This is a genomic window from Streptomyces sp. NRRL F-5755 (genome assembly GCF_001279365.1).
In the GTDB taxonomy this organism is placed as follows: Bacteria; Actinomycetota; Actinomycetes; order Streptomycetales; family Streptomycetaceae; genus Streptomyces; species Streptomyces rimosus.
The window spans coordinates 40,520-59,104 of record NZ_LGCW01000304.1 but is presented as its reverse complement, the minus strand read 5'-3'; the positions used below and the strand labels follow the sequence as shown (position 1 = coordinate 59,104).

At 72.8% G+C, this 18,585-nt stretch carries 18 protein-coding genes; 10 read left to right on the top strand and 8 right to left on the bottom strand.

All coding sequences use genetic code 11. The features are described 5' to 3' along the window. Positions 1-256 precede the first annotated feature (256 nt). Positions 257-811 (top strand): TetR/AcrR family transcriptional regulator, encoded by a 555-nt coding sequence (locus tag ADK86_RS34525; protein ID WP_030586700.1) that lies wholly within the window; start codon positions 257-259, stop codon positions 809-811. 76 nt (positions 812-887) lie between these two features. On the opposite strand, the gene ADK86_RS34520 is transcribed toward ADK86_RS34525, so the two are convergent. Both ADK86_RS34520 and ADK86_RS34515 read right to left on the bottom strand, forming a co-directional pair. Then, positions 888-1,874 carry a DeoR/GlpR family DNA-binding transcription regulator gene (locus ADK86_RS34520; RefSeq protein ID WP_078952453.1) on the bottom strand — a complete coding sequence of 329 codons (987 nt, stop codon included), beginning with the start codon at positions 1,872-1,874 and terminating at the stop codon, positions 888-890. Between the two features lie 312 nt (positions 1,875-2,186). Next, positions 2,187-3,632: an NAD(P)H-quinone dehydrogenase gene (locus ADK86_RS34515; protein WP_053700155.1), complete on the bottom strand. Its 1,446-nt coding sequence runs from the start codon at positions 3,630-3,632 to the stop codon at positions 2,187-2,189. A 96-nt stretch (positions 3,633-3,728) separates the two neighbouring features. On the opposite strand from ADK86_RS34515, the gene ADK86_RS34510 reads away from it, so the two are divergent. From ADK86_RS34510 to ADK86_RS34495, 4 genes are all read left to right on the top strand, one after another. Next, the gene (locus tag ADK86_RS34510) at positions 3,729-4,166 is read left to right on the top strand and encodes a gamma-glutamylcyclotransferase (protein WP_003981907.1); all 438 of its coding nucleotides are present in this window, start codon (positions 3,729-3,731) and stop codon (positions 4,164-4,166) included. 91 nt (positions 4,167-4,257) lie between these two features. Beyond that, positions 4,258-5,079 carry a purine-nucleoside phosphorylase gene (locus ADK86_RS34505; RefSeq protein WP_003981906.1) on the top strand — a complete coding sequence of 274 codons (822 nt, stop codon included), beginning with the start codon at positions 4,258-4,260 and terminating at the stop codon, positions 5,077-5,079. 237 nt (positions 5,080-5,316) lie between these two features. Continuing rightward, positions 5,317-6,990, top strand: coding sequence for a phospho-sugar mutase (locus ADK86_RS34500; RefSeq protein ID WP_053700154.1), 1,674 nt, complete (start codon positions 5,317-5,319; stop codon positions 6,988-6,990). Between the two features lie 176 nt (positions 6,991-7,166). Beyond that, a complete protein-coding gene (locus ADK86_RS34495) occupies positions 7,167-8,399 on the top strand; it encodes a hypothetical protein (protein WP_053700153.1) in 1,233 nt (410 codons plus the stop codon). Positions 8,400-8,402: 3 nt separating this feature from the next. Here ADK86_RS34495 and ADK86_RS34490 read toward each other — a convergent pair whose 3' ends face one another. From ADK86_RS34490 to ADK86_RS34475, 4 genes are all read right to left on the bottom strand, one after another. After that, positions 8,403-9,032 (bottom strand): PH domain-containing protein, encoded by a 630-nt coding sequence (locus tag ADK86_RS34490; protein ID WP_053700152.1) that lies wholly within the window; start codon positions 9,030-9,032, stop codon positions 8,403-8,405. Between the two features lie 80 nt (positions 9,033-9,112). Continuing rightward, positions 9,113-9,766, bottom strand: a complete 654-nt coding sequence (locus ADK86_RS34485) for a class F sortase (protein WP_078952452.1) — start codon at positions 9,764-9,766, stop codon at positions 9,113-9,115. Further along, entirely contained in the window at positions 9,757-10,833 is a 1,077-nt protein-coding gene (locus tag ADK86_RS34480) for a hypothetical protein (RefSeq protein WP_053700151.1), read from the bottom strand. Before ADK86_RS34480 ends, ADK86_RS34485 begins: the two co-directional genes overlap by 10 nt. Before the next feature lie 282 nt (positions 10,834-11,115). Then, the gene (locus ADK86_RS34475) at positions 11,116-11,733 is read right to left on the bottom strand and encodes a hypothetical protein (protein WP_159394026.1); all 618 of its coding nucleotides are present in this window, start codon (positions 11,731-11,733) and stop codon (positions 11,116-11,118) included. A gap of 292 nt (positions 11,734-12,025) precedes the next feature. Between ADK86_RS34475 and deoC the strand changes: the two genes are divergently transcribed. Genes deoC through ADK86_RS34460 form a run of 3 tightly spaced genes read left to right on the top strand, consistent with a single transcriptional unit; the run spans position 12,026 to position 15,315 of the window. Next, positions 12,026-13,021, top strand: coding sequence for a deoxyribose-phosphate aldolase (deoC, locus tag ADK86_RS34470; RefSeq protein ID WP_199834528.1), 996 nt, complete (start codon positions 12,026-12,028; stop codon positions 13,019-13,021). A 4-nt stretch (positions 13,022-13,025) separates the two neighbouring features. Continuing rightward, entirely contained in the window at positions 13,026-14,456 is a 1,431-nt protein-coding gene (locus ADK86_RS34465; protein ID WP_053700148.1) for an aldehyde dehydrogenase family protein, read from the top strand. Further along, a complete protein-coding gene (locus ADK86_RS34460; protein WP_053700147.1) occupies positions 14,449-15,315 on the top strand; it encodes an aldehyde dehydrogenase family protein in 867 nt (288 codons plus the stop codon). The genes ADK86_RS34465 and ADK86_RS34460 overlap by 8 nt, the downstream gene beginning before the upstream one ends. 96 nt (positions 15,316-15,411) lie before the next feature. Here ADK86_RS34460 and ADK86_RS34455 read toward each other — a convergent pair whose 3' ends face one another. Beyond that, positions 15,412-15,810 (bottom strand): hypothetical protein, encoded by a 399-nt coding sequence (locus ADK86_RS34455; protein ID WP_053700146.1) that lies wholly within the window; start codon positions 15,808-15,810, stop codon positions 15,412-15,414. Positions 15,811-15,950: 140 nt separating this feature from the next. Between ADK86_RS34455 and ADK86_RS34450 the strand changes: the two genes are divergently transcribed. Then, positions 15,951-16,616, top strand: coding sequence for a uridine kinase family protein (locus tag ADK86_RS34450; RefSeq protein ID WP_053700145.1), 666 nt, complete (start codon positions 15,951-15,953; stop codon positions 16,614-16,616). Between the two features lie 173 nt (positions 16,617-16,789). On the opposite strand, the gene ADK86_RS34445 is transcribed toward ADK86_RS34450, so the two are convergent. After that, a complete protein-coding gene (locus ADK86_RS34445) occupies positions 16,790-17,587 on the bottom strand; it encodes a SigE family RNA polymerase sigma factor (RefSeq protein ID WP_030641237.1) in 798 nt (265 codons plus the stop codon). Positions 17,588-17,773: 186 nt separating this feature from the next. Between ADK86_RS34445 and afsQ1 the strand changes: the two genes are divergently transcribed. Continuing rightward, on the top strand, positions 17,774-18,451 hold the full coding sequence (gene afsQ1 / locus ADK86_RS34440) for a two-component system response regulator AfsQ1 (RefSeq protein WP_004571966.1): 678 nt from the start codon (positions 17,774-17,776) through the stop codon (positions 18,449-18,451). Positions 18,452-18,585 lie beyond the last annotated feature (134 nt).

The following is an 18,585-nucleotide window of genomic DNA, read 5'->3' as shown; positions in this document are numbered from 1 at the left end:
GCGCGTCGTTGCCACCGTGCGCACTTGTTCCCCAAGGCGCCCACGCCCCCTTCCCTCCCCGTCACCTGCGGGCCGTCTCCCGTCCACCCCGCGCGCCGGACCCGGCCGGGCGGCCGGGCGCGGCACTGGTCCGAAGGCCCCCGCCGTGGGGGCAGTGGCATCCTGGGGACACCGGTCCGGTGGAGGGCCGCGCTCAGGGAGGACGGCGAGGACGGCGATGGTGACCGAGACGGCAGGGCAGGAATCCGTACGACCCATGCGTGCCGACGCGCGCCGCAACTACGAGCGGCTGCTGGCGGTGGCCCGTACGGCCTTCACGGACCATGGGACGGACACCTCGCTGGAGGACATCGCACGGCGCGCGGGCGTGGGGATCGGCACCCTCTACCGGCACTTCCCCAACCGGACGGCCCTGATGGGCGCCGTGTTCCAGGGCGAGGTGGACGCGCTGCTGGCGCACGCCAGGGAACTGAGCGACGCGCCGCACCCATGCGCGGCGCTCGTCGAGTGGCTGCGCGCGATCATCGCGCACGCCAGCACCTACCGCGGGCTGTCGCGGGCGCTGATGGCCGCGCCGGGCGACGCCACCTCCGGGCTGTCGCGGTGCAGCGTCCCGATGCGCGAGGCGGGCGGCGAACTGCTCAGCCGCGCGCAGGAGGCGGGCGCCGTACGGACCGATGTGAACATCAGCGATCTGATGCAGCTCACCAACGGCATCGCACTGGCCGTGGAGGAGTCACCGGACGACCCGGGTCTGGCCGACCGGCTGCTCACGCTGACGCTGACGGGGCTGCGGCCCGAGAAGGGGTGAGCGGGCCGGATGGTGTCGTCCGGCCGCCCGTCGTCGGGCGGTGCCGGCACGGCCGTACGCGCGTGCCGGCACCTCTTCAGCGGCGGCGGGGCGCCAGATCGGCGACCCGGCCGCCCGGCGGCTCGGCCAGCGGCGCGGCCGTCCGCAGCTGCGGCCCGGAACCACCGCCGCCCGGAGCCAGATTGCGCCGCTGACCGGGCAGCGGTACGTCCCGGCGTGGACCGCGGCGGTCCGCCGCCACCACCTCCGATGCCGGCTGGCCGGCTCCCGCGCCGGCGCCGGGACCGCCCGCCACCGAGATCTGCACGCCCTGGTCGGCCAGCGCCTGCAGCTCGGTCGCGGCCCGGTCGTCGTGCCCCGGGGGCTCGTCGGTCACCAGCCGGGTGATCACGTCCGTGGGCACCGTCTGGAACATGGTGTCCGTACCGAGCTTGGTGTGGTCGGCGAGGACCACGACCTCCGCCGCGGCCTGCACCAGCGCCCGGTCCACGCTCGCGGAGAGCATGTTGGACGTGGACAGGCCGCGCTCGGCGGTCAGGCCGCTGCCGGAGAGGAAGGCGCGGGAGACCCGCAGCCCCTGGAGCGACTGTTCGGCCCCGCTGCCGACCAGCGCGTAGTTCGAGCCGCGCAGGGTGCCGCCGGTCATCACGACCTCGACCCGGTTGGCGTGCGCCAACGCCTGGGCGACCAGGAGGGAGTTGGTGACCACGGTCAGACCGGGCACCCGCGCGAGCCGGCGGGCCAGCTCCTGCGTGGTGGTTCCGGCGCCGACCACGATGGCCTCGCCTTCTTCGACGAAGCCGGCGGCGAGATCGGCGATGGCCGTCTTCTCCGCGGTCGCTAGATGGGATTTCTGTGGGAAGCCGGACTCCCGGGCGAACCCGCCCGGCAAGACCGCACCGCCGTGCCGGCGGTCGAGCAGTCCTTCTGCCTCCAGCGCCCGCACGTCCCGCCGTACGGTTACTTCGGAGGTCTGGACGACGCGGGCGAGCTCACGGAGCGACACCGCTCCGTTCGCCCGCACCATTTCGAGGATCAGTTGGCGACGTTCTGCAGCGAACACGAAACTGACAGTAACGCCAACGACCGTCTGCTTTCAGCAGGTTGCACCAATTAACGGAAGTTGTTCGTTCCCGACCCTCGCACGTGGTATATGCCGGTGGCCGGTCACGCAGTGACACAAGAGTGCCACGAACCGGCGCTCCCCGGGGACTTCCGGCGCCGGGAGGTACGGGGAACACGCGCGCGGACGGGCCGCCCGCCGCACGCCCGGGGGCCTTCCCCGGGCCCGCGGGACCGAACGGACCGCGACCCGTTCATCCCGTTGGCCGCGACCTGTTCGGTTCTATTTCGGTTCTCTTCGGGCCCGCCGGTGCTACTCGCTGGACATCTTGCGCGTGTGCAGCTGCCGCGCGACCTCGGCGATCGAACCGGACAGCGACGGATAGACGGTGAACGCGCTGGCGATCTGCTCCACCGTCAGGTTGTTGTCGACCGCGATCGATATCGGGTGGATCAGCTCGCTGGCGCGCGGCGAGACCACCACACCGCCCACGACGATGCCGGTGCCGGGACGGCAGAACAGCTTCACGAAGCCGTCGCGGATGCCCTGCATCTTCGCGCGCGGGTTGCGCAGCAGCGGCAGCTTGACGACCCGGGCGTCGATACGGCCCGCGTCCACGTCCGCCTGGCTGTAACCGACGGTGGCGATCTCCGGGTCGGTGAAGACGTTCGCGGAGACGGCCTTGAGGTTGAGCGGGGTCACCGCGTCGCCGAGGAAGTGGTACATCGCGATCCGGCCCTGCATCGCGGCCACGGAGGCCAGCGCGAGGACGCCGGTGCAGTCGCCCGCCGCGTAGACGCCGGGGGCCGAGGTGCGCGAGACCTTGTCCGTCCAGATGTGGCCGGACTCCTTCAGGCGTACGCCGGCCTCTTCGAGCCCGATGCCCGCGGTGTTCGGGATGGAGCCGACCGCCATCAGGCAGTGCGAGCCGGTGATCGTACGGCCGTCCGACAGGGTGACCTCGACACGGTCCCCCACCCGCTTGGCGGAGGCGGCCCGGGACCGCGCCATCACGTTCATACCGCGGCGGCGGAAGACATCCTCCAGGACGGCGGCGGCGTCCGGGTCCTCGCCCGGGAGCACCCGGTCGCGGGAGGAGACGAGGGTGACGCGGGAGCCGAGCGCCTGGTAGGCGCCGGCGAACTCGGCGCCGGTGACGCCGGAGCCGACCACGATCAGCTCTTCCGGCAGCTCGTCGAGGTCGTAGACCTGCGTCCAGTTCAGGATGCGCTCGCCGTCCGGCTGCGCGTCCGGGATCTCGCGCGGGTGGGCGCCGGTCGCGATCAGCACGGCGTCCGCGGTGAGCGTCTCCTCCGTGCCGTCCGCGGCGGTGACGGTGACCGTGCGCGAGCCGTCCGGGGACTGGCCCGGCTCCAGCCGGCCGCGGCCGCGCAGCACGCGGCCACCCGCCCGGGTGACGGAGGCGGTGATGTCATGCGACTGGGCGAGCGCCAGGCGCTTCACGCGCCGGTTGACCTTGCCGAGATCCACGCCGACGACGCGCGCGGGGCGGTCGACCGGCGGGGTGTCGTCCTCGACGATGATGCCCAGCTCGTCGTACGACGAGTCGAAGGTGGTCATCACCTCGGCCGTCGCGATGAGGGTCTTGGACGGGACGCAGTCGGTCAGCACCGACGCCCCGCCCAGGCCGTCGCAGTCGACGACGGTCACCTCCGCGCCGAGAGAGGCGCCCACCAGGGCCGCCTCGTATCCGCCGGGTCCGCCACCGATGATCACGATCCGAGTCACGTACTCCATTGTCCCGTACGCCCGCGCCGGGTTACCCCCCGGGGGCCGCCGTTCGAACCCCGAGTACCACGAGCGCACCCCCTGACCTCCCGTACCCTCGGAACCATGTCGCTCTACGCCGCGTACGCCGGCAACCTCGACGCGCGGCTGATGACCCGCCGCGCCCCGCACTCGCCGCTGCGCGGCACGGGCTGGCTCAACGGCTGGCGGCTGACGTTCGGCGGGGAGCAGATGGGCTGGGAGGGAGCGCTCCCGACGATCGTCGAGGCCCCCCGCTCGCAGGTCTTCGTCGCCCTCTACGACATCGCGTCCATGGACGAGGAGTCCCTGGACCGCTGGGAGGGTGTGGGCATGGACATCTACCGCCGGATGCGGGTACGGGTGCACACCCTTGACGGCGACGAGGCCGCCTGGCTGTACGTCCTCAACGGCTACGAGGGCGGCCTGCCCTCCGCCCGCTACCTCGGCGAGATCGCGGACGCGGCGGAGTCGGCCGGGGCGCCGCACGACTATGTGATGGAGCTGCGGAAGCGGCCCTGCTGAGGCCCTTCGTAGAGAACTACGAACAGATCCCCCGGATGCCGTCGGCCGGGACATCTACGCGCGTAGGCAATTACCGGCTACCCTCGTCCGCGTGAACGCATCTGTTACCCCGGACATCGCGCGCGACCCGCAGGGCGCCGCCGCCGACGCCGCCGCCCGCCTCCGTGAGCTGACCGGCGCCGAGACCCACGACGTCGCCCTGGTGATGGGCTCCGGCTGGGCACCGGCGGCCGAGGCCCTGGGCACCCCCGAGCACGAATTCCCGGTCACCGAGCTGCCCGGCTTCCCGGCGCCGGCCGTCGCGGGCCACGGCGGCAAGTTCCGCTCGTACAAGATCGGCGAGAAGCGGGCCCTGGTCTTCCTCGGCCGTACGCACTACTACGAGGGCCGCGGTGTGGCCCCCGTCGTGCACGGCATCCGTACCGCCGCCGCGGCCGGCTGCAAGACCGTGGTGCTCACCAACGGGTGCGGCGGCCTGCGTGACGGCATGCGCCCCGGCCAGCCGGTCCTGATCAGCGACCACCTGAACCTGACCGCCACCTCCCCGATCGTCGGCGCCCGCTTCGTCGACCTGACCGACCTGTACTCGCCGCGCCTGCGCGAGCTGTGCAAGGAGGTCGACGCGACGCTGGAGGAGGGTGTCTACGCCCAGCTCCCCGGCCCGCACTACGAGACCCCGGCCGAGATCAAGATGCTGCGCACCATGGGCGCGGACCTGGTCGGCATGTCCACCGTCCTGGAGGCGATCGCCGCCCGCGAGGCCGGCGCCGAGGTGCTCGGGCTGTCCCTGGTGACGAACCTCGCCGCGGGCATGACCGGCGAGCCCCTCAACCACGAAGAGGTCCTCCAGGCCGGCCGCGACTCCGCGACCCGCATGGGCAGCCTGCTCGCCCAGGTGCTCGACAAGCTCTGAGCGCCGCGGCAGCAGCGGTCCCAGCGACACGCAAGCAGAAGTACGGGGCGTTCACGGACGCCCCGTACGCCGTACGGGTGCCCCGCGGCGCCCGTACGCGCAAGGCCGGGCCACCCCGGCCGCCCGGTGCGGCGCGCGCGGCCGTGCGCCCGCCGGTCGAACCATCGCGCGGAGTGGGTAAGCGTTAACGCGCCGAGCGCTTCCCCCCACCACCGCAACCAGAGGCAGGAGCATCACGTGGCAACCGATCCCGCGGAGCTGATCAGCCGGGCGAAGGCATGGCAGGCCGAGGACCCCGACCTCGAAACCCGCGAAGAGCTGGGCAAGCTCATCGACGCGGAGGACCTGGACGAGCTGGCGGCCCGGTTCGCGGGCACCCTGCAGTTCGGCACCGCCGGGCTGCGCGGTGAGCTGGGCGCGGGCCCGATGCGGATGAACCGCGCCGTCGTCATCCGCGCGGCGGCCGGGCTGGCCGCTTATCTGAAGGACCAGGGCCAGGCCGGGGGCCTGGTCGTCATCGGGTACGACGCGCGCTACAAGAGCGCCGACTTCGCGCGGGACACCGCGGCCGTGATGGTGGGCGCCGGGCTGCGCGCCGCGGTGCTGCCGCGTCCGCTGCCGACCCCCGTACTGGCCTTCGCCATACGGCACCTGGGCGCCGTCGCGGGCGTCGAGGTCACCGCCAGCCACAACCCGCCCCGCGACAACGGTTACAAGGTGTACCTGGGCGACGGCTCGCAGATCGTGCCGCCCGCCGACGGGCAGATCGCCGAGCGCATCGCGGCGGTGCGGTCGCTGAACGACGTACCGCGGCCCGAGGAGGGCTGGGAGGTGCTGGGCGAGGACGTCCTCCAGGCGTACCTGGCCCGTACGGACGCGGTGCTCACGCCGGGCTCGCCGCGCGACACGCAGGTGGTCTACACGCCGATGCACGGCGTCGGCCGGGACGTGCTGGTGGCCGCCTTCGCGCGGGCCGGGTTCCCGGCGCCGACCGTGGTCGCCGAGCAGGCGGAGCCGGACCCGGACTTCCCGACCGTGGCCTTCCCCAACCCGGAGGAGCCGGGCGCGATGGACCTGTCCTTCGCCACGGCGCGCTCCGTCGGCCCGGACATCGTCATCGCCAACGACCCGGACGCGGACCGCTGCGCCGTCGCCGTACCGGCCCCCGGTACCGAGGCCGGCTGGCGCATGCTGCGCGGGGACGAGGTCGGCGCGCTGCTGGCCGCGCATCTGGTCGGCAAGCAGGCGTCCGGCACCTTCGCCACCACGATCGTGTCGTCCACGCTGATGTCGCGGATCGCCGCCGGGGCCTCGCTCCCGTACGAGGAGACGCTGACCGGCTTCAAGTGGCTGGCCCGCGTGGACGGCCTGCGGTACGCCTACGAGGAGGCGCTGGGCTACTGCGTCGACCCCGAGGGCGTCCGCGACAAGGACGGCATCACCGCCGCCCTGCTGATCACCGAGCTGGCCGCCGAGCTGAAGCAGTCCGGCCGTACGCTCGGTGACCTGCTGGACGACCTGGCGCTGGAATTCGGCCTGCACGCCACCGACCAGCTCTCCGTCCGCGTCGAGGACCTGTCGCTGATCGCCGACGCCATGCGCCGGCTGCGCGAGCAGCCGCCGGCCGCGCTGGCGGGCCTGGCCGTGTCGTCCTCCGACGACCTCTCCCAGGGGACGGACACGCTGCCGCCCACCGACGGCCTGCGCTACTACCTCGCGGGCGCGGAGCAGGACGGCGTCGAGGGCGGCCGGGTGGTGGTCCGGCCCAGCGGTACCGAGCCCAAGCTGAAGTGCTACCTGGAGGTCGTGGTGCCGGTCGCCGACGCGCAGGGGCTGGCCGCGGCCCGCGCCAAGGCCGACGAGGTACTCGCCGCCATCAAGGCCGATCTGTCGGCAGCGGCGGGCATCTGACCCGACCGCGTACGTGTGGCGGGCCCCGGGACCGAGAGGTTCCGGGGCCCGCTCCGCTTTCCCGTACGGGTGACAGTCGTACTGCACCTGCCGCAGCGCGCCCCCGCCACCGCCCGCACTCCGGGACACGCTGGTCTGGTCCGACAACCTGCCCAGCCCTTCCAGGAGTTGCCGCAGTGTTCCCGACCGCGACCGGCACGGCCGCCCCCACCGCCCCGGCAACGGCCCCCGCTCCCCGCCCCTCCCCCGGACGCACGCTGCGCGGGCTGCTGCACCGTGCCGGGCCCGCGCTGCTCGGCTACCTCGCGGTACGCCTGCTGGGCACCTGCGTGCTGATGAAGTGGGCGCACCTCCAGCACCACGGGCTGTGGCCGCTGCTGGCCAACCGGTGGGATTCGCGCTGGTACACGGGGATCGCCGACCACGGTTACGCGGCCTCCCTCGACCCGAGCCGGTTCGACGCGTGCAACCTCGCCTTCTTCCCGCTCTACCCGGTGGTCGTCAAGGCCGTCGCGGGCGTGACGCCGGGCTCCCGCGCGACCATCGGGCTGCTCGTCGCGGTCGGCTGCTCGCTGCTCGCCGCGTGGGGGATCTACGCGGTGGGCGAGCACCTGCACGGACGCCGGGCGGGCACCGTACTGGCCGTCCTGTGGGGTGCCACGCCGGTCGCCGCCGTCCAGTGGATGGGCTATACGGAGTCCTTGTTCACCGCGCTGGTGGCGTGGTCGCTGTACGCCGTGCTGACCGACCGCTGGGTCACGGCCGGAGCGCTCTGCCTGCTCGCCGGGCTCACCCGGCCCACCGGCGTGGCGCTCGTCGCGGCGGTCTGCGCCGGCGCCGTCGCGGCCCTGTGGCACCTGCGCCGTGCCGGCCCCGCGCCCATGCCCTCGGACCCGGACCGCAACCGGATTCGCCGGATCGTCCTCGGCGCGGTGCTGGCGCCGCTCGGCTGGCTCGCTTACGTCGGGTGGGTGGGCGTACGGCTGGGGCGCGCGGACGGCTACTTCGCGGTCCAGCGGCAGTGGCGCAACGAGTGGGACGGCGGCAAGGAGACGCTGCGCGCGCTGCGGGCCACCCTCGTCCACCAGTCGCACCCACAGCTCTACCTGGTGGTGGTGTCGCTGGTGCTGATCATGTCGGTGGTGCTGTTCCTGCTGTGCCTGTCCGGCCACCGGTCGCTGCCGCTCCTGGTCTTCAGCGGCGTGCTCCTGGTGGTCGTCCTGGGCAGCGGCGGCGTCTATTTCCCCCGGGCCCGCTTCCTGCTGCCCGGCTTCCCGCTCCTGCTCCCCCTGGCTCTGGCCCTCGCCCGCGCCCGCCGCCGGACCGCCCTGCTGTGCTTGTCGGTCGCCGCCCTGGCATCGGCCTACTTCGGCGCGTACATGCTGCTGACGTACCGGGGCGCGCTATGACCTTCAGAGCGCGATGAGCACCACCAGTGCCAGCGCGCCCACCACGCACGGCACGATCACCTCGTAGGCCCACTTCACCACCGGCGTGCCCTGCGCGCTCTCCCGCTTGGCGCCACGCTCGCGCAGCTCCCGCAGCTCGTCGAGGGCCCGGTCGGCGGTGGCGCGCGGCGGGGGCGCGGCCGGGGCCTGGCCCAGGTGCGGGTCGTGGTGGTCCGGGCGTCCGGCAGCGCGCGCCGCCTGCCGGTTGGCCTTCTTGCGCTGCCGCAGCGACACGGGGATCGACCAGAGCTGGTACTTCGAGCCGTCCGTCGTGAAGACCTCGCTGGAGAACGACGCCCGCAGGTCCTCGACCGCCGCCCAGGGCAGCGTGACCGTACGGAACGGGTTGCGCACCACCAGCCGGTCCGCGCCCGCGCGCACCAGCGGGCGCAGCGTGAAGGCGGCCACCAGCGGCACCGCGAACAGCAGCCCGGCCACCGCCAGCAGCTTGGTGTGCGCCGCGCCGCGCACCAGCGCGTCGCCGCCCAGCCAGGCGGCGAGCGCGAGCAGCAGCACGCCGCCGGCGAGACCGGCGGGCGAGCGGTAGCTGCGGTCCGCGTGCTGCTGCGGGGAGGACTGTTCCGGGCTCGTCATGCTGCCGATTGTGCCTGAGCGTCCGGATGCCGGACATTGCGTTACGGCATCATTCGTACGCTCCGCTCCCCGGGTGCGTCTCAGGCCGCCACCAGTTCGGCGTAGACCACGATGTTGTCCGGCCGGTGGCCGCCGACCAGGGCGCCGCCGCAGGTCACCACGCGCAGCTCGGGCCGGTCGGTGTCGCCGTAGACCCGCTGGGTGGGGAAGTCCTTCTTGTCCACCTGCTGGAGCGCGCGGACGGCGAAGACCGCGGTACGGCCGTCCGCGCGGTCGACGTAGATCCGGTCGCCGACGCGGATGCGGCCCACGTCCTTCAATACGGCCGGTCCTTCGACGGTGTCGTAGTGGCCTATGAGGACGGCGGGGCCGGTCTCGCCGGGGGTGACGCCCCGGTCGTACCAGCCGATGCGGCCGGCCTGGCGCACGGACGGCACCTCGACCGTGCCGTCCGGGGCCAGGCCCAGGTCCAGGACCGGGCCGGTGTTCACGCCCGCGGCCGGGATGCGGACGCGTACGGGCCGGGCGGCGGGCAGCGCGGCCGGAGCCGGGGTGCGCGGGCCCGCGGTGGGGGCGCTGGTGTTCGCGACGTGGACGGCAGGCGCCACGGAGGGGGCGCCGCCGCCCAGGGCGCCGCGGGCGAGGAGTACGCCGCCGAGCGCCAGGAGGAGCACGCAGGCCGCCGTCAGCAGGCGGTCCGCCCGGCGCCCCGCGGGGCGCCCGCTCAGCACCACGAGCCCTCGGACTGCCGGCGGCGGCGCACCGCGAAGACGACGCCCGCGGCACCGGCCGCGGCGAACGCGCCGCCCGCCGCGAACAGCGGGGTGGTGTCCGGCGCCTCCGGAGCGTCGTAACCGGCGGCCACAGCGCCCTTGGGCAGCGTCTTGGTCTGGGTGCCGGTCGGGGCGGCCTGCGAGCCGGTGGGGGCCGGGCGCTTGCTCTCGGTGGCCTTGACGGCGTGCGTGCCACCGGGGGCACTGCCCTTGCCGGGCTTCGCGGCCGGCACGCAGCCCTTGGGCAGCGTGGGGAAGTTGGCGTAACCGGGCGGGTAGCTGCCGCCCTGCATCTTGAAGCGGAACGTGGGGCGGGCGCTGTACGGGCTGACGATCTTCGCGCCGTAGCGGGCCAGGGTCGGGTGCGTACGGTCGAGGAAGGCGCCCGGCACCGCGTTGCCCGGACCGTCCTCGAACGTCACCCTGGGCCCCTTGGAGCTGTTGGTCATGGCGGCGAGGGTGCCGCCGCCGATGGCCACCCGGCGGGTGATGGAGCAGCTCCTGCGGGCGTCGGAGGCGGTGCCGCCGGACGTGCGGGCGGTCTGCACGGCGCCGTGCCCGCCGGACCCCTTGCCGCTGGTCCCCTTGCCGCCGGACTTCGGCAGCGCGAAGGTCCGCGTGCCGCTGCCGCCGCCGCTGACGTGCAGCTTCGGCGATGTGCCCGAGACGCCGGTCAGGCGCAGGGACAGGCCCTTGACCTGCGCGGAGGTGTGGCTGCGGTCGAGGACGTCGAGCACCCGGAGCATGTACCAGTCACCGGGCTTCCACTGCGGGCCGACGTAACGGATCCACGCCTCGGGGCCGCCCGCCGAGGGCACGTTGCGCAGCACGGCCACCATGCCCCTGCCGATGGAGACCGGCTGTCCCGCGTACCGGCCGGCGCCGTCGGAGGCGGGCTTCGCGGCGGCGGCCCCGGCGGTCACGGGCGAGGCGGCGAACGCGCCGGAGACCGGGCCGAGCACGGCGGCCCCCAGCGCTGCGGACGCGACGGCGGTGCGCAGGGCGCGGCGGGCGGTCAGTACGGTCATGGGTAACTCCCGTTGGAGGGTCGGTCGTTCGGCGACGAGACCACATCCGCCGTCCTCTACAGGTGGGGCCGGAAGGTGCTGCGGTGCGGTGCGGCATGGAAAAAGGTAGGTGACGGCTGTGACAGGCCGTCCGTGGTTGTGTAACGGCCACCCCACAGAAATCCATCACTCCCCGGCGCACCTGTTACAGACGCGCCCGCACGCGCGCGAAGCGGCCCGCCGGAAACCGGCGGACCGCTCGAATTACGCTACGAAACGCCCACTTTCGGCGTACCGCCCGACTCAGCGCGCGACGTACGAGGTCACGCCGCCGTCGGTCTCCAGTACGGCCCACAGGGAGCCGACCTTGGTCGCCGCGCGGAACTTCGCCTCGCCGTCGACCTCCATGGTGCCGAGCGTGCGCCCGTCCTTGTCGACCAGGACCGCCCGGTAATGCTGGTCACCGAGTTCGGTCACCTGGACGACGGTCTTCCCGTCGGCGAGCGTTTCGTTGTGCGGGCCGGTCGGGCGGGCCTTCGCGAACCAGGAGGCCACCTCGCCCTTCGAGGAGAGCGTGATGATCATTCCGTTGAGGTTGCCGGCATCGTAGGGCTCGGCGGGGGTCGCCTCGATGGAGCCGAACGACTGGCCGTCGTCGAAGAAGCCGTCCGCGCGGTAGTGGCCGGGGCCCATTCGATAGATCTTGACGACGGAGCTACCGTCCGCCACCTTCACCGTACGGACGTAGGTGCCGCCACCGTCCGCCTCCCCGCGGACCTGGGTGTATGCGGAGGCCGCCGCGCTCTTGGCCGGAGCGGCGGCGAACGCGCCGCTCACCGGCCCGAGGACGGCGGCGGTCACGGCGGCGCAGGCCGCCGCGGTGCGCAGGATCGTACGGTGGCGCGGAACTAATGCAGACATGCGGGAATCCCATCACTGACTGGTCGTGCCGGACTGGATCGACGAAGACATCGCATGCCGCCTCCCGGACGGGTGGGGCCGCGAGGGTCCGGCGGTAGCGGTGGGACGTAACGTACGGACGGGCCGTGACCGCCCGATGCCCGGTGCGTAACGGCCGTACCGCGGAAGGCCAACTGTCCGGTATCGCCCGACCGCGCCGCAAAAAACGGAATTCTCCCCACCGCCGCACCAACCCCGCCCCGCGGAGGGGGTGACATGCAGCTACGCGCGTAGATATGCTCCCCTCGTGACCATGCCCACCACTGTTCCCGCATACGGCAAGGAAGCCGCGGGGCGTCTGGCGTCGATGGCGGACGTGACCGCTTCCGACGGTGCGCTGCGCCGCTTCCTGCACGGCCTCCCGGGCGTCGACGCGGTCGGCCTCCAGGCCCGCGCCGCGACCCTCGGCACCCGCTCGATCAAGACCACGGCGAAGGCGTACGCCATCGATCTCGCCATCTCGATGATCGACCTGACGACGCTCGAAGGAGCGGACACCCCGGGCAAGGTCCGGGCCCTGTGCGCCAAGGGGATCAACCCCGATCCCACCGACCGCGGCACCCCCAAGGTCGCCGCGATCTGCGTCTACCCGGACATGGTGGCGACGGCCAAGGAAGCGCTGGCCGGTTCCGGCATCCACGTCGCCTCCGTCGCCACCGCCTTCCCGGCGGGGCGGGCCGCGCTGCCCGTGAAGCTGGCCGACACCCGGGACGCGGTCGCGGCCGGCGCCGACGAGATCGACATGGTGATCGACCGGGGCGCCTTCCTGTCCGGCCGGTACCTGTCCGTCTTCGAGGAGATCAAGCAGGTCAAGGAGGCGTGCCGCCGCGAGGACGGCTCGTACGCCCACCTGAAGGTCATCTTCGAGACCGGCGAGCTCCAGACGTACGACAACGTGCGCCGGGTCTCCTGGCTCGCGATGCTGGCGGGCGCCGACTTCATCAAGACCTCGACCGGCAAGGTCGCGGTCAACGCCACCCCGCCGGTGACCCTGCTGATGCTGGAGGCCGTCCGCGACTTCCACGCCGCGACCGGGGTACAGGTCGGTGTGAAGCCGGCCGGCGGCATCCGTACGACCAAGGACGCCATGAAGTACCTGGTCATGGTCAACGAGACGCTGGGCGAGGAGTGGCTGACCGCCGACTGGTTCCGCTTCGGCGCCTCCAGCCTGCTCAACGACCTGCTGATGCAGCGCCAGAAGCTGGGCACCGGCCGCTACTCCGGCCCCGACTACGTCACGGTGGACTGAACCGATGAGCTTTGAATACGCACCGGCGCCCGAGTCGCGCGCCGTCGTCGACATCGCGCCGTCCTACGGCCTGTTCATCGACGGCGAGTTCGCCGACGCGGCCGGCGGCAAGGTCTTCAAGACCGTCTCGCCCGCGAACGAGGAGGTCCTCTCCGAGGTCGCCCAGGCGTCCGCCGAGGACGTGGACCGCGCCGTCAAGGCCGCCCGCAAGGCGTTCGAGAAGTGGTCGGCGCTGCCCGGCGCCGAGCGCGCCAAGTACCTCTTCCGTATCGCCCGCCTCATCCAGGAGCGCTCGCGCGAGCTGGCGGTCCTGGAGTCGCTGGACAACGGCAAGCCGATCCGCGAGTCCCGCGACTCGGACCTGCCGCTGGTCGCCGCGCACTTCTTCTACTACGCGGGCTGGGCCGACAAGCTCGGCCACGCGGGCTACGGCGCCGACCCGAAGCCGCTGGGCGTGGCGGGCCAGGTCATCCCGTGGAACTTCCCGCTGCTGATGCTGGCGTGGAAGATCGCCCCGGCGCTGGCCTGCGGCAACACCGTCGTCCTCAAGCCCGCCGAGACCACCCCGCTGTCCGCGCTGTTCTTCGCGGACATCTGCCGCCAGGCGGGCCTGCCGAAGGGTGTCGTCAACATCCTCACCGGTGACGGCTCGACCGGCGCCGAACTGGTCGCGCACCCGGACGTGAACAAGGTGGCGTTCACCGGCTCCACCGAGGTCGGCAAGGCCATCGCCCGTACCGTCGCCGGTACGGACAAGAAGCTCACCCTGGAGCTGGGCGGCAAGGCCGCGAACATCGTCTTCGACGACGCGCCGATCGACCAGGCCGTCGAGGGCATCGTCAACGGCATCTTCTTCAACCAGGGCCATGTGTGCTGCGCGGGCTCGCGCCTGCTGGTGCAGGAGTCCGTGCAGGACGAGCTGCTGGCGGCGCTCAAGCGCCGGATGAGCACGCTGCGCGTCGGCGACCCGCTGGACAAGAACACCGACATCGGCGCGATCAACTCCGCCGAGCAGCTGGCCCGCATCAAGGCGCTGGCCGACGCGGGGGAGTCCGAGGGCGCCGAGCGCTGGGCCCCGGCCTGCGAACTGCCCGATTCGGGCTACTGGTTCGCGCCGACGCTGTTCACCGGCGTCACCCAGGCCCACCGCATCGCCCAGGAGGAGATCTTCGGGCCGGTGCTGTCGGTGCTGACCTTCCGTACGCCGGAAGAGGCGGTGGCCAAGGCCAACAACACCCCCTACGGGCTGTCGGCGGGCGTCTGGACGGAGAAGGGCTCGCGCATCCTGTGGATGGCGAACAAGCTCCGGGCGGGCATCGTCTGGTCCAACACGTTCAACAAGTTCGACCCGGCCTCGCCGTTCGGCGGCTACAAGGAGTCGGGCTTCGGCCGCGAGGGCGGCCGGCACGGTCTGGAGGCGTACCTCGATGTCTGATCGCTTGAGCGTTCTCAAGACCTACAAGCTGTACGTCGGGGGCACGTTCCCCCGGTCCGAGAGCGGGCGGGTGTACGAGGTGACGGACTCCAAGGGCAACTGGCTCGCCAACGCGCCCCTGTCGTCCCGCAAGGACGCCCGGGACGCCGTGGTCGCGGCCCGCAAGGCGTTCGGCGGCTGGTCCGGCGCCACGGCCTACAACCGCGGCCAGATCCTCTACCGCGTCGCGGAGATGCTGGAGGGCCGCCGCGAGCAGTTCGCCGCGGAGGTCGCCGACGCCGAGGGCCTGTCGAAGGCCAAGGCGGCGGCGCAGGTGGACGCGGCGATCGACCGCTGGGTCTGGTACGCGGGCTGGTCCGACAAGGTCGCCCAGATCGCGGGCGCCGCGAACCCGGTGGCCGGGCCGTACTTCAACCTGTCGTCGCCGGAGCCGACCGGTGTGGTCGCCGTGCTGGCGCCGCAGGAGTCGTCGTTCCTCGGGCTGGTCTCGGTGATCGCCCCGGCGATCGTCACGGGCAACACGGTCGTGGTCGTCACCAGCGAGAAGTCGCCGCTGCCCGCGCTGTCGCTGGGCGAGGTGCTGGCCACCTCCGACCTGCCGGGCGGCGTGGTCAACATCCTGTCGGGCCGCGTCAACGAGCTGGGCGGGCCGCTGGCCGCGCACCAGGACGTCAACGCGATCGACCTGGCGGGCGCCGCGGCCGACGCGGAGCTGGTCAAGGCGCTGGAGACGGCCGCGGCCGACAACCTCAAGCGGGTCCTGCGCCCGCGCGCCACGGACTGGGCCGCCGACCCCGGTACGGAGCGGATGCTGACCTTCCTGGAGACCAAGACCGTCTGGCACCCGATGGGCGTCTGACCCTCCGGCCCCCAGGCCCCGCGCCGAAACGCTTCCGCCCGTCCCCATCCGTCCGTGGGGGCGGGCGGACCGCGTTCCGCGCCGTGTCCGGCGTCCTCAGCCGGGCAGCAGGCCCACGGCCTTGTCCGCCAGCGGCAGGTCCTCCAGCGCGCCGCCGCCCGCGATCGGGTCCGTGACCAGGCCCGTGGTCAGCGGCTTGAAGTCGGCGATCTGGGTGCCGATCTTGTTGTTCAGCGGGTCCGCCGGGGTCCCGGACAGCGGGTCCAGCTTGAGCTTCTTGACCGGGCCGACGCCGCCCGCCAAGGAGTGCAGCAGCGCTCCCGTCACCGCCTGGCGGGTCCGCGCGACCTTGTCGCCGTGCCCGGGCGCCGCCGCGCCCGCCGGCGCCGCACCGGCCGCCGCGAGGGCGGTGCCGGCCACCGAGAGCGCCAGCCCGACGCGCAGGGCGGAACGCGGTACGCGGCGCCGGCGCCGGGGACGTGCGTGTGAGGCCATGTGCCACCTGCCTGTGCGTGAACGAAGTAACGATATGTGCGTAATCGAATGATTCCGTAGCGTAGTTGAGTGGTGCGGGCACGTTCCAGCGCAGCCGCGCGGGGTAACCCTCACGGCCCAATGCGCGACAATGGCTCCCCGTGAGCTCCCACTCCTCGCCCCGGCCGCCCGCCGCCCGCGTCGTCCTGCTGACCGGCCCCTCCGGTTCCGGCAAGTCGTCCCTCGCCGCCCGTACCGGCCTGCCCGTGCTCAACCTCGACGACTTCTACAAGGAGCACGCGGACCCGACGCTGCCGGCGCTGCCCGACGGCGGCGGCACCGACTGGGACTCGCCGCTCTCGTGGAACGCGGACGACGCCGTCGCCGCGATCGAGGAACTGTGCCGTACGGGGCGTACGGCCGTACCGGTGTACGACATCGCCGCCAGCGCGCGGACCGGGGAAACGGTTCTGGACCGTGGGGACGCGCCCTTGTTCATCGCGGAGGGCGTCTTCGCCGCGGACATCGCGGAGCGCTGCCGCGCGGCCGGGCTGCTGGCCGACGCGCTGTGCCTGCGCGGCCGCCCCACCACGACCTTCCGGCGGCGGCTGGTCCGCGACCTGCGCGAGGGCCGCAAGCCGGTACTGGTCCTGCTGCGCCGCGGACTGCGGCTGCTGCGCGCCGAACGCGGCATCGTCGCCCGGCACACCGCGCTGGGCGCCCACCCGTGTGCCAAGCCGGAGGCGCTGGCGCGGATAGCGGCCGCGCGGACCGCGGACACAGCGGCCGGTCACACCGTCGCGGAAACCGCGGAAGTCTGCGCCTGAACGGAGCGCGGGGCCCGCACACCGCGGGCCCCGTGAACGGCGAAGGAGCGGATTCGCGCCGTACCCCCCGGCCGGCCGAACCCGCTCCTCATCTCCCCCGTATCCCCCGATTTCCCCCGTATCCCCCCTCGGGTCCCTCTCTTCCTCGCTCCCCCGTCGTCCCTTCCCCGCCCTCAGGCCACCAGCTCGCCGAAGGACTCCTGCTCGTCACGGCCGAGGCTGAGCGCCTCGTCCTCGCGCAGCCGGCGCAGCGAGCGCCAGATGCTGGACTTGACCGTGCCGACACTGATGTCGAGGATGTCCGCGATCTCCGGGTCCGTGCGGCCCTCGTAGTAGCGCAGCACCAGCATCGTGCGCTGCGTCTCCGGCAGCCGGGCCAGCGCCTGCCACAGCACCGCGCGCAGCTCCGTGCCGCGCATCGCATCCGTGTCACCGGCCGTCTCCGGCAGCTCCTCGGTCGGGTACTCGTTCAGCTTGCGGCGGCGCCAGGCGCTGATGTGCAGATTGGTCATCGTGCGGCGCAGATAGCCCCCCAGCGCCGCCTTGTCGCTGATCCGGTCCCACGCCCGGTAGGTCGAGAACAGCGCGCTCTGCAGCAGGTCCTCGGCCTCGAAGCGGTCACCGGTCAGGTGGTAGGCGGTGGCGTACAGGGAAGCGCGGCGTTCCTGGACGTAGGCGGTGAACGCCGCGGCGGCGTCCCCCGTTTCCTCCGCCTGCGACGCGGAGCGCCGTTCCCCCGTGCCTTCCCTGTACGCCGTCCCCCCGGCGGAACCGGTGTCTCCCCCGTCGGTTCCGCGCCCCCCGTCGCGCTGCGTCATCGCGTCGATCGCGACCATGTAAGGAATGCGATGACGCCCGGTGCCGCGAGCGCACCCCCGCCCGCCCACGGCACCGGACTTCTCGGTGGTCCGGCCGATGTCGTGCAGACGCGTGATGACTGCGCTGGTCGTGGTGCTGTGCAGTGTGTTCATCGCGCGCCCCCGTTCGGTAGACCCTGCTTGCTTCGGTTCGTGATGGGAAAAAGCCTGCCGGAGCAGTTTCATGACGCTGTCCGCCGTCTGTCACAGCCCTGTCACAGGGGCGGGCCGGGGGTGCGGGCACCGCGCCAGGACCGCGCAGGTCGAAGTCCTGGTCCCCCATGGGCCAGAATGGCCGACGTGCCTTTCCTGTTGCTGATCGAGGACGACGACGCCATCCGCACGGCCCTCGAACTCTCGCTGTCCCGCCAGGGTCACCGTGTGGTGACCGCGGCGACGGGCGAGGACGGCCTGAAGCTGCTGCGCGAGCAGCGCCCGGACCTGATCGTGCTGGATGTGATGCTGCCGGGCATCGACGGTTTCGAGGTGTGCCGGCGGATCAGGCGGACGGACCAGCTGCCCATCATCCTGCTGACCGCGCGCAACGACGACATCGACGTGGTGGTCGGGCTGGAGTCGGGCGCGGACGACTACGTGGTCAAGCCGGTGCAGGGCCGGGTGCTGGACGCCCGTATCCGGGCCGTGCTGCGGCGCGGGGAGCGCGAGTCCAACGACGCGGCGACGTTCGGCTCGCTGGTCATCGACCGCTCGGCGATGACGGTCACCAAGAACGGCGAGGATCTGCAACTGACACCCACCGAGCTGCGGTTGCTGCTGGAGCTGAGCCGGCGCCCCGGCCAGGCGCTGTCCCGGCAGCAGCTGCTGCGCCTGGTGTGGGAGCACGACTACCTCGGTGACTCGCGGCTGGTGGACGCGTGCGTGCAGCGCCTGCGCGCGAAGGTGGAGGACGTACCGTCCTCGCCGACCTTGATCCGTACGGTCCGCGGTGTCGGCTACCGGCTGGACACCCCGCAGTGACCGAACGCTCGACCGGTCCGGACCCGGACCGTACGGACGGCCCGCGGGACACGGCCCGGCCGGGCAGGGACAGGAAGGACAGGGACGTGGGGGGCCGTACGGGCACCGACGGCACGGGTGCCGGACGTACGGAC

Excerpts from the sequence above, each read along its gene's own strand:
- ADK86_RS34525 (WP_030586700.1), top strand. The coding sequence starts at position 257 with ATGCGTGCCGACGCGCGCCGCAACTACGAGCGGCTGCTGGCGGTGGCC.
- ADK86_RS34515 (WP_053700155.1), bottom strand. The coding sequence starts at position 3,632 with ATGGAGTACGTGACTCGGATCGTGATCATCGGTGGCGGACCCGGCGGA.
- ADK86_RS34510 (WP_003981907.1), top strand. The coding sequence starts at position 3,729 with ATGTCGCTCTACGCCGCGTACGCCGGCAACCTCGACGCGCGGCTGATG.
- ADK86_RS34490 (WP_053700152.1), bottom strand. The coding sequence starts at position 9,032 with ATGACGAGCCCGGAACAGTCCTCCCCGCAGCAGCACGCGGACCGCAGC.
- ADK86_RS34480 (WP_053700151.1), bottom strand. The coding sequence starts at position 10,833 with ATGACCGTACTGACCGCCCGCCGCGCCCTGCGCACCGCCGTCGCGTCC.
- ADK86_RS34475 (WP_159394026.1), bottom strand. The coding sequence starts at position 11,733 with ATGTCTGCATTAGTTCCGCGCCACCGTACGATCCTGCGCACCGCGGCG.
- deoC (WP_199834528.1), top strand. The coding sequence starts at position 12,026 with ATGCCCACCACTGTTCCCGCATACGGCAAGGAAGCCGCGGGGCGTCTG.
- ADK86_RS34465 (WP_053700148.1), top strand. The coding sequence starts at position 13,026 with ATGAGCTTTGAATACGCACCGGCGCCCGAGTCGCGCGCCGTCGTCGAC.
- ADK86_RS34460 (WP_053700147.1), top strand. The coding sequence starts at position 14,449 with ATGTCTGATCGCTTGAGCGTTCTCAAGACCTACAAGCTGTACGTCGGG.
- ADK86_RS34455 (WP_053700146.1), bottom strand. The coding sequence starts at position 15,810 with ATGGCCTCACACGCACGTCCCCGGCGCCGGCGCCGCGTACCGCGTTCC.
- ADK86_RS34445 (WP_030641237.1), bottom strand. The coding sequence starts at position 17,587 with ATGAACACACTGCACAGCACCACGACCAGCGCAGTCATCACGCGTCTG.